12 protein-coding genes and 1 pseudogene are annotated in these 11,323 nt (G+C 70.2%); 1 reads left to right on the plus strand and 12 read right to left on the minus strand.

Annotation, left to right across the window (positions count from 1 at the left end):
- Nucleotides 1–161: 161 nt before the first annotated feature.
- The 11 genes from ACFOWZ_RS43265 to ACFOWZ_RS43315 all read right to left on the minus strand — a co-directional run bounded on the left by ACFOWZ_RS43265 (nucleotide 162) and on the right by ACFOWZ_RS43315 (nucleotide 10,157).
- A complete protein-coding gene (locus ACFOWZ_RS43265) occupies nucleotides 162–3,341 on the minus strand; it encodes an AfsR/SARP family transcriptional regulator (RefSeq protein WP_382379807.1) in 3,180 nt (1,059 codons plus the stop codon).
- A gap of 7 nt (nucleotides 3,342–3,348) precedes the next feature.
- Entirely contained in the window at nucleotides 3,349–4,047 is a 699-nt protein-coding gene (locus tag ACFOWZ_RS43270; protein WP_382379808.1) for a GvpL/GvpF family gas vesicle protein, read from the minus strand.
- On the minus strand, nucleotides 4,044–4,406 hold the full coding sequence (gvpJ, locus tag ACFOWZ_RS43275) for a gas vesicle protein GvpJ (RefSeq protein ID WP_382379809.1): 363 nt from the start codon (nucleotides 4,404–4,406) through the stop codon (nucleotides 4,044–4,046). The genes ACFOWZ_RS43270 and gvpJ (ACFOWZ_RS43275) overlap by 4 nt, the downstream gene beginning before the upstream one ends.
- On the minus strand, nucleotides 4,403–4,672 hold the full coding sequence (locus ACFOWZ_RS43280) for a gas vesicle protein K (protein WP_382379810.1): 270 nt from the start codon (nucleotides 4,670–4,672) through the stop codon (nucleotides 4,403–4,405). The genes gvpJ (ACFOWZ_RS43275) and ACFOWZ_RS43280 overlap by 4 nt, the downstream gene beginning before the upstream one ends.
- On the minus strand, nucleotides 4,669–4,830 hold the full coding sequence (gene gvpJ, locus ACFOWZ_RS43285) for a gas vesicle protein GvpJ (protein ID WP_081902445.1): 162 nt from the start codon (nucleotides 4,828–4,830) through the stop codon (nucleotides 4,669–4,671). The genes ACFOWZ_RS43280 and gvpJ (ACFOWZ_RS43285) overlap by 4 nt, the downstream gene beginning before the upstream one ends.
- Entirely contained in the window at nucleotides 4,823–5,500 is a 678-nt protein-coding gene (locus ACFOWZ_RS43290) for a GvpL/GvpF family gas vesicle protein (RefSeq protein ID WP_382379811.1), read from the minus strand. The genes gvpJ (ACFOWZ_RS43285) and ACFOWZ_RS43290 overlap by 8 nt, the downstream gene beginning before the upstream one ends.
- Nucleotides 5,497–5,799, minus strand: a complete 303-nt coding sequence (locus tag ACFOWZ_RS43295; RefSeq protein WP_382379812.1) for a gas vesicle protein — start codon at nucleotides 5,797–5,799, stop codon at nucleotides 5,497–5,499. Before ACFOWZ_RS43295 ends, ACFOWZ_RS43290 begins: the two co-directional genes overlap by 4 nt.
- 14 nt (nucleotides 5,800–5,813) lie before the next feature.
- Nucleotides 5,814–6,116: a gas vesicle protein GvpO gene (locus ACFOWZ_RS43300; protein WP_236703688.1), complete on the minus strand. Its 303-nt coding sequence runs from the start codon at nucleotides 6,114–6,116 to the stop codon at nucleotides 5,814–5,816.
- Between the two features lie 155 nt (nucleotides 6,117–6,271).
- Nucleotides 6,272–7,180 (minus strand): cellulose binding domain-containing protein, encoded by a 909-nt coding sequence (locus ACFOWZ_RS43305; RefSeq protein ID WP_382379813.1) that lies wholly within the window; start codon nucleotides 7,178–7,180, stop codon nucleotides 6,272–6,274.
- A 12-nt stretch (nucleotides 7,181–7,192) separates the two neighbouring features.
- On the minus strand, nucleotides 7,193–9,175 hold the full coding sequence (locus tag ACFOWZ_RS43310; protein ID WP_382379814.1) for an RICIN domain-containing protein: 1,983 nt from the start codon (nucleotides 9,173–9,175) through the stop codon (nucleotides 7,193–7,195).
- A gap of 163 nt (nucleotides 9,176–9,338) precedes the next feature.
- Nucleotides 9,339–10,157 carry a hypothetical protein gene (locus tag ACFOWZ_RS43315; protein WP_382379815.1) on the minus strand — a complete coding sequence of 273 codons (819 nt, stop codon included), beginning with the start codon at nucleotides 10,155–10,157 and terminating at the stop codon, nucleotides 9,339–9,341.
- A 212-nt stretch (nucleotides 10,158–10,369) separates the two neighbouring features.
- Between ACFOWZ_RS43315 and ACFOWZ_RS43320 the strand changes: the two genes are divergently transcribed.
- Nucleotides 10,370–11,152 carry an alpha/beta fold hydrolase gene (locus ACFOWZ_RS43320; RefSeq protein ID WP_382379816.1) on the plus strand — a complete coding sequence of 261 codons (783 nt, stop codon included), beginning with the start codon at nucleotides 10,370–10,372 and terminating at the stop codon, nucleotides 11,150–11,152.
- On the opposite strand, the pseudogene ACFOWZ_RS43325 reads toward ACFOWZ_RS43320, so the two are convergent.
- Nucleotides 11,122–11,323 (minus strand): annotated as a pseudogene (locus tag ACFOWZ_RS43325) (L-arabinose isomerase); the annotation flags it as partial. The gene ACFOWZ_RS43320 and the pseudogene ACFOWZ_RS43325 sit on opposite strands and share 31 nt — an antisense overlap.

An 11,323-nucleotide genomic window follows, 5' to 3' on the forward strand; every position in this document is an offset into this window, starting at 1 on the left:
CCACGATCACCGTCGCGAGGTGCTCATGGCGCGAAAAGCACGTTCGGGCCATCTAGCGGCCCCAACGTGCTTTTCGCGCCAAACGAGCCCTGGGAGCGAACGTGGCTTTTGGGCCATCTAGCGGCCCGAACGTGCTTTTCGCGCCAAAACGGGCGGCTGGGTTACGGACTGGGCTGACCAGGTGCTTCACGCTGCGCCCGTCGCAGCACCGCGAGAGTGGCCGCCTCCGCCTGGCGGTGGCCGGTCTCCCGGTGCACGGCGAGCGCCTGGAACGCGTGATCGGTGCCGTCCCGGGGATTGCCCGACGCGAGCAGGATGCCGGCGAGCGCGGTCAGGGCCTGGCCCTCCAGCGCGCGGTAGCCCGCGTTCCGCGCCAGCGCGAGAGCCTGCCGGGCGAGTGCGGGGTCGGCGGTGACGGTGGCGAGGCCGATGAGGATGTCGATCTCGGGATACCTGTCCCCCGTGTTGCGGACGAGGTCGAGTGCCTGGCGGTAGTGCCGGATCGCGTCCGTGCGGTGGCCGAGGCGGTGGTCGACGGCCGCCAGGGCGGCGAGCGCTTCCACCTCGGTCCGGGGATCACCGGCCTCCTGTGCCAGGAAGAGCCCCGTACGGGCGTGCTCCAACGCCTCTGCCGCGCGGCCGAGGTCGCCGCACGTCGCGGCCAGCCTGCCGCGGGTCTGGGCCTCACCGCCGCGGTTGCCGCTCTCCTGGTGCAGAGCGAGCGCGCGGGTGAGCAGCTCGGCCGCCTCGACGGGCAGTCCGCGGGCGCGTTGCGTGTGGCCGAGGTTGCCGAGGTTGATCGCTTCGCCGTACCGCGACCCGATCTGCCGGTACCGGCCCAGCGCCAGGGTGTAGTGCTCGGCCGCCTGCTCCAGCCTGCCCATCTCCCAGTGGACGAGGCCGAGGTTCCCGAGCGCGACGGCCTCACCCGCCGGTTGGCCGATGCTCCTGCTCAGCGCGAGGCACCTCGCGAAGCGCGCGGCCGCTGCGGCGAGCCGCCCCGACTGCCAGTAGACGCACCCGAGGTTGCCCAGCACGGCGGCCCCGGCCGCCGCCCACTCCGCTTGCCGCGCAAGCAGTCGTGCGTGCGTGTAGTGCCGGACGGCGTCCTGGTACCTGCCCTGCCGGAAGTACAGGTCGGCCAGGCTCAGCCTGGCGGCGGCCTGCGGGCGGGGCTCGCCGGACTCCTCGGCCGCGGCCAGCGCCGCCTGCGCGGTGGCCTGCCAGTCGACGCGCCGGCTGGACATCCAGAAGTAGCCCCGGAGCGCGTCGGCGAGCAACCACGCCGTGGTCCGCGGCCCGGCTCTCGCCGCGCTCCTGATCGCCGCGACGAGGTTGGCGCGTTCGGAGTCGAGCCAGTTCGCGGCCTCCGCCGGACCGGTGACGCCGGCCGGTGGCCGTACCAGCAGCGGCGGTAGCGGCAGCCTCAGCATGTGCGGGTAGAGCAACCGGGCCGCGGCGTCCACAGCGCGCAGGTACCAGTCGTACAACCGCTGGAGTGCGGCTGCGCGGTCCTCCTCCTTCTCGTGGCGCGCCGCCTGCTCGGCCGCGTAGAGACGGAGCAGGTCGTGAAAGCTGTAGCGGCCGGGGACGTGGAACTCGACGAGGTGCGCGGCGGCGAGCCGGTCCAGCAACCGCGCCGCCTCCTCCGGTTCCGCCCCGGCGAGCACCGCGACGGCCTCCGTCCCGGTGTCGCTGCCCGGCAGGAGGCTCAGCAGGCGGAACAACCGTTGCGCCTGCTCGGGCAACGCGGCGTAGGAGAGGTCGAAGGCCGTGCGCACCGCCGTGTGCTCGTCGCCCGGCACCGCGAGGGCCGTCAACAGGTTGCCCTGCCTCAGCTCGGCCACGTGGTCGTCGATCCCGCGGCCGGGGTGGTCGGCGAGGTTGGCGGCCGCGATCCGCAACGCGAGGGGCAGGTGGGCGCACAGCTCGGCGAAGTCGGCCGCCGCCACCGGTTCCGCCCGGATCCGCTCAGGTCCGAGCACACTTCCCAGCAGCTCCAGCGCGTCCGCGGGGCTCAGCACGTCGAGCGTGACCTGACGGGCGCCGTGCGAGGCGACCAGACCGGTCATCCGGTCGCGGCAGGTCACCACGACCAGGCACGCGGAGCCCGCCGGCAGCAGCGGGCGGACCTGGTCCGGGTCGGCGGCGTTGTCGAGCAGCACCAGCACCTTCCGGTCGGTCGTCAGCGTCCGGAACATGGCCGATGCCGCGTCCACGTCGACGGGCACGCGCTCGGCGGGGACCTCCAGCGCGGTGAGGAACTGGGTGAGCACCTCCAGTGGCGCCGCCGCCCCTCCCCTGGAGTGCCCGCGCAGGTTCGCGTAGAGCTGTCCGTCCGGGAAGCGGTCCGCGACGCGGTGCGCCCAGTGCACGGCCAGCGCGGTCTTGCCGACGCCCGCGGTGCCGGAGATCGCGGCGATCGTCACGGCGTCGACGGAACGCCCGCTCACCGGAACCAGAGCGTCCAATGTGGACACCTGAGCGGTCCGTCCGGTGAACCCGGGAGGGTGCGCCGGCAGCTGACGAGGCACGCGCGGCACGGCCCTGGCCCGCGTGGCGGCGTTCCCGGTGCCACCGAAGTCGGTGTCGTGCAGCAAGGTCGCGTGCGCCGCGCGCAGTTCCGGGCCCGGGTCGATGCCGAGCTCCTCCACGAGCCGGGCACGCGCCTCGTGGTAGACCTGGAAGGCTGCGGCACGACGACCGACGGCGTGGTAGGCGCGGATCAGGCGGGCCTGCGCGGGTTCGTCCAGCGGCTGGTCGGCTGCCGCCTCGGCGATGTCGGCGAGCACGTCCGCCGCGGACCCGATCGCGATCATCGCGTCGCCGTGGCGGGCAAGAGCTTCCCGGTGCACCGCCACGAGCGACACGACCTTCGGATGCGTGGCGAGCACGGGAAGATCCGCGAACGGCCGGCCGTGCCACAACTTCAGCGCCGTGCCCAGCCCGGCGGCGGCACGGTCCCAGTCGCCGTCGCGGTAGGCGTCGTTCGCCTCCGCGACGAGGCGGCGGAACGCCACCAGATCGACGTCCACCGCGTCCGGGTTCACCGCGTAGCCGCCGTTCGCGAACGGCAGGACCCCGCTGCCCGACCGTGCCGAACGGCCGGGCTCCAGCAGCCGGCGCAGGTGTTTGACGTGCGTCTGCAGGACGTTCACCGCACTCGGCGGTGGCCGGTCGCCCCACAGCGCGTCCACCAGCGACCCGGTGGCCACCGGTTCCCCTTCGGCGAGCACGAGAAGTCCCAGCACGGCCCGTCGTCCTGGCGGACCGAGCTCGATCTCCGTCCCGCCGTTCCACGCCCGCGTCGAACCCAGCACCTGGATCCGCACAGAGCTCATCGCAGACCTACCAGCCCCAGCGCGAGGCCGGCTGCTGGGCGTTCCGCGGTGCGAGATCGAGGAAGTGGAACGCGGGCAACGGCCCGGTGCAGGTCGCCACGACACCACCGAGCCCAGCGATCGCGGCGCGCACGCCCTCGGCCTGATCCAGTCGCACCAGGTACGCCCGGAGCTCCTCGGTGTGCTCCGGCGCTTCGAGCAGGGCGACCGACCGAGCCATCTCCGACACCGGTGCGAGCATCGAGTCGGCCTGCCCCCTGCGCCACGCCACGATTTCCCTGGCGATCTGTTCACCTCGCGCGATGGTGGACGTGAGGTCCGCGCCTCGTGCGGTGAACGTCGCCTTGTCGTGCACGGCACGAAGCGCGGTGTCCTCGTCGAACAGGAGGCGCACGTGCATCTCCGCCAGGCCGTCCAACCGGTCGAGGTGCTGGCGCAGCAGCGGCACTCTGAGCCCGAGCACGGCGGAACGGGCCGCGGCCTCGTCCACCGCGACCGTGCCGATCCGCAGCGGTAGCACCGGTCCGCCCGACAGCAACGCGCACAGCTCCGCGAGGTGGGCCGTGGCCTCCTGCTCGGTCAGCTCGCGGTTCTCCGGCCGGTCGCTCACCACGACCGCCAGCTCGTCCAGGCCGAGCAACCGGAACCGCGAGCGTTCCGGCAGACGGTGGCTCGCCCGCACGACCCCGTGCAAGAACAGGCTCACGGCTGGGGTTCCTCCACGGCGGCGGGTGCCGGCGTGACAGCGGGGGCCGGCGTGACGACGGCAGGTGCGACCACGGCCGGGACCGCCGCCTGGGTCAGCAGGCCGTAGGTGCCGGCGATCCCCTGCCCGGCGGGCGGTTGCACCACGATTCCCCTGCGGGCGACCTCGAGTCGTTGCATCGCCTCCAGATAACGGATGTAGGTGTCGACGCTGGCGATCACGACCTTGATGTCGATGCTCAGGATCTCGATGCCGATCAACGACACCTTCACCGACGCGTCGATCACGAGTCCCTTGTCCAGCAGGACGTTCAGCACGTCGGCCAGGCCGCCGGAGCTCGGAACGGCAGGAGCGGTCACGATGATGTCCTCTCTTCGTGCGACAGACTCGCGATGTCGAGCGGCAGCCGGACACCGGACGTGTCGGGATCTCCGAGTGCTTCGCGCAACGCCGCGAACTGGCGTTGCAGCGAGATCAGCGCCTGACCGAGGTTCTCCACCTCCTCCGCGGTGAGGGTGCCCACGTCCACCCGGCGCAGCGCCTGACGCTCGAGCAGTTCGCACACGATCTCCAGCACCGCCACGACGATCCGGCCCAGTCCGCGTCCCGCGTCCTGCGCGCTCATCGGATCTCGCCGCCGATGCCGATCAACAACAACCTCAGGTCGAGCCGGATCAGTTCCACGCCCGCCAGCGCGATCACCACGTCACCCCGCACGACCGCGCCCCGGTGCACCACCCGGTCGAGCAGGTCGACCAGGCTCGCCGTGCCGTGCTCAGGCATCGGCGAGCTCCATCTTCGTGAACGAGTACGGCGGCCACGGCCCGGTGATCTCCACCGCGAGCCCCAGCTCGGCAGCCAGCCGGTCGACCTCGGCGGGGAACTCCGTCCCGGCGTCGACCAGGTAAGCGGTTTCCAGGAGCGCATCGCGGGTGACGTCGCGGGACACGCTCTCGTCCGCCCGTTCACCCAACTTCTCGTGCAGAGCCGCGGCGGCACGGCGAACCGCGTCGGCGTCAACGAGCCGCTGACGGCGTTGAGTCAGGTACGCCGTGCCGGACAGCCCGTCCAGCTGCACCGCTTCTCGATGCGCGGCACGCACTTTCACTCCCCACTCCTGCCGCCCCTGCACGCGGTCCAGCCAGGCCGACACCTCCTCGTGGCGGGCGTCGAGCAACCGCACGGCAGCGTCGGGACCGTCGAGGACGGTGCCGAACCGCAGCGGCAGCACCGGTTCGTGGCGGAACACCGAGCGCACGACGGCGTCGTGGTAGCGGGCCAGCACGGCGAGCGGGCTGTCCTCGGACGGCTCGTCCAGGTCGAGCCCGGTGAACCGGTCCAGTTCGACCTCGGCCACGACGAGCGCGAGCCCGCGGTGGCCGACCATCCACGGCCCGGCGAGGTCGAGAGGCCGGTCCCTGGTGATCGCGTAGGCGTACAGACCGCAGCTCATCGGCGTTCCTCCACCACCCGCTCCAGCTCCGCGACGCGGTCGCGCAGCGCTGCGTTCTGCTGGGCGAGCTCGTTCGCCTCAGCGGTCCGCTCCACCGCTTTCGGCGTGAAGAAAGGATCGTTCGTCCACCAATCCATTCCCATCTCACGCGCTGTCTGCGCGGAAGCCACGAACAACCGCACCCGCAACGTGAGCAGCTCTATGTCCACCACGCAGACGGCGATGTCCCCGACTATCACCACACCTTTGTCCAGGACGCGTTCCAACGTGTCGGCGAGCGAACCGGATCTGTTGTCCACGAAGAACCATCCCGTCACATGTCGGTCGTCCCACGGGTGTAGCGCCTGAGCCGCTCGCAGCCGCACAACTCGCCGGCGGCGTCGACGTCGACTCGATAGGTGGCGATGATGCTGGTGGTAGCCGGAATTCGTTCCAGCTCGACGACGTCGACCAGCACCGACCAGCCGCCGTCCGGCACAGCGCGAATGCCCGAAACGGCTTCCGGTGTCCTGCCGATCAGAGCACTGAACTGTTCGGTCGCGGCTCGAATTGCCAATACCGCGGTGAGTTTTTCAGGTTTTCCGGATGGCGAACCGTCATTCGAATCGTCAGCCACTCTCCCGATCTTAGGCATGCAGGAGAGTGGCGTGCCGAATTGCCCGCCGGGAAAGAATTAACACGTTCACTTTCAACTGCGCAAACGGCCGAACACTGGTCCGCCCGTTTCAGTCGGTTGCGCAATTCAGTGGCGCAATCGCGCCGTCGGTTCGACTACTCGACCGAGCACTGCGCCCCGTTGAGGGAGAAGGAGGAGGGCGTCGACGGCGGACCCCACGCGTTGGCGTTGAACCCGATCTGCACCGAAGCGCCGGGCGCGACCTGCGGGTTGTAGTCGGCGTTCACGGCGTTGACGGTCGCTCCGGACTGCCGGGACGAGGCGTTCCACATCTCCCTGACGGACTCGCCGTTCGCGAGGTTCCAGCGCAGCGTCCAGCCGTTGGTCGTCGTGGTCCCGGTGTTGCGCCAGGTCACGGTCGCCTGGAAGCCGCCCTGCCACTGCCCGGCGATCCGGTACGCGACCGCGCACGGCCGCGCGGGAGGTTTCGGCGTGGTGGTGGTCGTGGGCGCCGGAGGAGGGGGCGGCGGCGGTGTGGCGGAAGTGGTGGTGGTCGTGGTCGGCGTGGAAGACGGCTTGGCCGTGCCGGAACCGTCGCACGGCGGGCCCCACAGCCCTCGTTTCGCGGCCGCGGCCTCGGACTGGGCGGCGATCAGCGGGCCGCCGTCGACGCCTTCCGGCCGCATCGCGCCCTGCTGGACGGCGAGCACCGCGTAGTCGGTGCCGTCCTCGAGCTCCATGTTGATCTCGCCCGGCGTCAGGCCGGTGAAGCGCACGGAGGCGGCGAGCAGCGTCTTCCTGGCGAACGCCAGGGCGGCATCCGCCCAGCACGGCGCGGGCGGGGCGAGCAGGGCCACCCGGACCTTGGAGCCGTCCGCCAGCTCGACCGTGCGGCCGTCGATCACGTCGCGGACGACGGTGAGCACGTTCTGGGGCGGCACCACCTCGTTGATGAGCGTGGGCGGTTTCAGGTACGACGGTGTGGACGGTGGCGGCGCGGCCGGCTCAGCCGTGCACGCTCCGGTGAGCAGTACCAACATCACCAGCAAATGGCTGCGCGCCACCGTCACTCCCGACTATCTCACCGAAGAAGCTGTCCAGCGTTGGTTCGCACCAGAGGTCGCGTGGTACAAACCGATCCTTGCGCCGTCCTCACGCGACTCGCCGACGACGTCGAGCAGCGCTCCCGTCGCGGCGTTGACGAAGGTCCAGCTGTCGTCGCCGGTGGAGGACAGGATCCACCTGGCAGCCGGACTGTCGCTGGAGATCAGCGTCGCGTTACCGTCCACAGCGGCGATTCGCTGGCCAGTGGCGGAGTTCACCACGGCGAACTGGACGTCGTTGCCGTAACCGCCCGTCTTGCGCTCCAGACGCCACACCTGGTCCTGCGCGGCGGTGTTCGTCGTCCGCTGCACCAGCGAGGTGCCCGACGGCGCGAGCGACTTGCCGCTCTGCGCACCCGTGAGGCGGTACTTGCCGTTCAGCGCGACCGAACGGTCCAGACCGCTCACGCCCGTCACGTCGAACGTCACGACCGACCTCGCGGGCACGGTGAGGGTCGCCTTGCGGTCCTTCACCTTCACCGCGCCGCCCTTCACGAGCGCGCCGAACATGTCGGTCACGATCGGACGGACCGAGGCGTTCGGCCGCACCGACCCGAACGCGGACAGGTCCAGGGTCACCGACTGCGGCTGCTCGGACTGGTTCAGGTGCACCACGGACTTCAGCTCGGTGTTGCGCACCGCCGCCACGTCGGACTTGGTGTTGACCTTGATCATCCGGTCGCCCGGCTTGATGTAGTGCGTGAAGTTCCGCAGCGTGTGGAACTTGCTGTTGACCCGTGCGGGGCAGGTCGCGAGCGTGTCCTGCGGGCCGCAGTTGAACGGGATCTGGACGACGCCCCAGTTCATGCCGTTCGGCGTCTCGCCGCCGGGCTTCATGTTGTCGTAGTCCTCGATCGCCTGCCACAGCAGCCAGGCGCGGGGTTCGAGCTCGCGCAGGTCGTCGATCACCCGTGCGGCGATGCCCAGCCCGGAGTCCATGGCGGTGAAGTTCTGGGAGTTGCCCCAGGAACCGTCGACCTCGCTCATCCACATCGGCTTGTCCGCGGCCTTCGCGATGTCACGCGCGGACGTGCGGCGGTCCTGGCCGTAGGTGTGGACGTTGAGCTGGCCGACCTGCGAGCGCACCGCGGCCGGGTAACCCGCCCAGTCGTCGGCGAAGATGCCGGGGTTGGTCTCGTCCGGTGCGGACACGGTGGCTTTCAACCGCTTGGCGCGCAAAGCGTCGGCCACGGCGGGCACGACTTTCGCCTGCAGCGCCGGGCTCATGTGCGCGCCCTCCTGGCGGCCGCCCGTCGGGTTGCCGTCCGGGCCGAGCTTCGTGCTCCAGTACGTGGTGTTGGGCTCGTTGAACGGGTCGAGCGTCGAGAACTTGATGCCGTGGGCGCGCTCGAGCTCCGCGGTCGCCTGCGTCAGGTACGCGGCGAAGTCCTTGATGCGGTCCTCGCGCAGCTGGTCGGCCGACGGGTCGAAGCCGCCGGAGACGTACCCGCTGACGGTCTGGAACCACGGCGGCGAGTTGCTGAACGCCTCCCACTTCGTGACCTGGGACTTGATCTTGTCGACCCACCAGCGCTGGTGCGGGTCCGCCGACGCGTCGAAGAACCGCGGATCACCCGGCTTCCACCAGTCGGTGTCCTCGCGGGTGGTCCCGGAAGGCGCTTTCCACCAACCGGGCACGGCCGCACCGGCGCGCAGGTACGACGGCACGTCCGGGGCGTTGCCGCCACCGATGTTGTAGCGGGCGATGTTGAGGTTGAGTCCGTCCTCGCCGAACAGCAGCTCGGCAAGCTGGTTGCGAATCTCGTCCGGGTATCCCCCGGTGGCGTTCGCGAACCAGATGAGGCTCGTCCCCCACCCCTGGAAGGACTCCTGTTGGTAGGTCGGATCCGGCCGCACGGTCACGGACTCCACAGCGGCCGCGGCGGGAACCCCGCTGGCGACCACTGTGGACAACGTGAGCGCCGAAGCGGCGAGAAGTGCAGGGAATCTGGTCATCGGTTCTCCGTCGAACAGTCGATGTGCGCGCTAACATCTACCGAGGACGGCATGGTGCGTCAAGGGCTTGCCGAGCGGTGGCGCGACCGCTCGGCAAGCCCTTTCCCAGGAACGCTCACCCCCGAGGAGAGGCGGGCTCTGCTCGCTCACACCCCGAGGAGGGTCACTTGAGCGAGCAGGTGGCGAAGCGTTCCAGGCCTTCCGGCTTCGCGGCGACGCGGCCGATCGCGGTCTCGATCCGGTTCAGCGCTGCGACGCGCTTGTCCTTCAACGGGCCGAGAATCGCGTTCTGCACGAAGTTCGGGCCACCCTGACCCGCCGACGTCCGCAGCCGCTCGTTCGCCTCGGCCTGCTGCTTGCCGAGGTTGGCGAGTTCGCGATCCACTTCGGCCTTCGCCTGAGCCGGGACGTTCTGCACGACGGGCAGCGGACACTCGATCGTCTTCCCCGACGCCGACGCGTTGTTGCCGGATCCGTTGTTGCCGTTCGCGTTGCCGTTGCCGTTCGCGTTGCCGTTGTTGCCGGACGCCTGCTTCGACGTCGCCGGCGCCGCCGCCACCGCAGGCGCCGAGCCGAGTCCGCAGGGCGCGAATCGTTCAAGACCCTCCGGCTTCTCCGCCGCGCGGCCGATCGCTGTTTCGATCCGGTTCAGCGCCGCGACACGCTTGTCCTTCAAAGGACCGAGAATCGCGTTCTGCACGAAGTTCGGGCCACCCTGACCCGCCGACGTCCGCAGGCGGTTGTTCGCCTCGGCTATCTGCTTGTCCAGGTTCGCCAGTTCACGCTGGACCTCGGCCTGCGCCTGGGCAGGAGCCGCCGGGACGACGGGCTTCGGGCAGGCGATCGACTGACCAGCGGCGTTGTTGCCCTCTCCCGCGGCGAACGCGGCGATCGCGGTGCCGGCGGTCAGCGTCGCGGCGACGGCGATTCCGGCGACGAGCACCCGCTTGCGCCGTTCTGGTTTTGCATGCGCTCTCGACATGTTCGAACCCTCACGAATCAGTGGATGAAATCTGCCGGCACAGCGGGATACGGACCGGGACGGTCAAGGGTTCAACTACTTGTGAGCGCTCACAGCAAATGGCATGCTGGCGTCCCGTCGTTCCGCAGCCCGCACCTGCGCAGAATTCGGGGTCCGCCATGCCATCGGGGCACAGAGTCGTGCACGACCAACTCCTCTTGAGAGTTCAGGGGGTGAACCTCAAGGTCGCCGCCGTGCACCGCGGCGGCGCCACCGAGCCGATCGTCTTCCTCCACGGCTTCGGCACGAGCAAGGAGGACTACACCGACATCACGCAACGGCACGAGTTCACGGAACGCGCTTTCCTGGCGTTCGACCTGCCCGGATGCGGCGCCACGGAGTGCGCCGACCTCAGGGCGATCGACGTGCCGTTCCTCGTGGACACCACCCGCGCCGTGCTCGACCGCGCGGGCATCGGGCGCTACCACGTCGTCGGTCACTCGCTCGGCGGTCTCACGGCACTGCTGCTCGCCCACCGCGAGCCGGGCCGCGTGCTCAGCTTCGTCAACATCAAGGGCACGCTCGCTCCCGAGGACTGCGCGCCGACCAGGCAGCTGCTGTCCCAGCAGGAGCCCGGCGACCTCTTCCACCGGTTCGTCGAGGGAATCCGCCACTCCCAGGGCTACTCGAGCGGCCTGTACAGCGCGAACCTGCCGTACAAGCTCCGCCCGGGAGCCGTGCCCGGCATCCTCCGGTCCGTGGTCGAGCTCGCCGACCACGGGGAGCTGCTGACCAAGTTCCTCGCGCTCCCCATCCCGAAGATGTACCTCTACGGCGAGGAATGCGCGTCACTGTCCTATTTGCCGCTGCTCGACGCGAACGGGGTGGAGCTCGCCGAGATCCCGCACAGCGGGCACCTCCCGATGTACTCCAACCCCGTCGCGACGTGGAAGCGGATCGCCGGGTTCTACGCCGGCGACCTCAGTCAGCGAATTCCGGCCGCCAGACGGTGGTAGGCGGCGTTCCAGCGCAACCGGTCACCGAACTGGGCCGGGGTGGTCGACGAGTCGATCAGCACCAGTTCGGTGGCCGCCATGGTGGCGAAGTCGTGCAGCGTCTCGGATCCGACGGCGTGGGTCATGACCGTGTGGTGTGGTCCGCCGGCGGTGAGCCAGCACTCCGCCGAG

The sequence above is a fragment of the Lentzea rhizosphaerae genome (genome assembly GCF_042649515.1).
GTDB classification, from domain to species: Bacteria; Actinomycetota; Actinomycetes; order Mycobacteriales; family Pseudonocardiaceae; genus Lentzea; species Lentzea aerocolonigenes.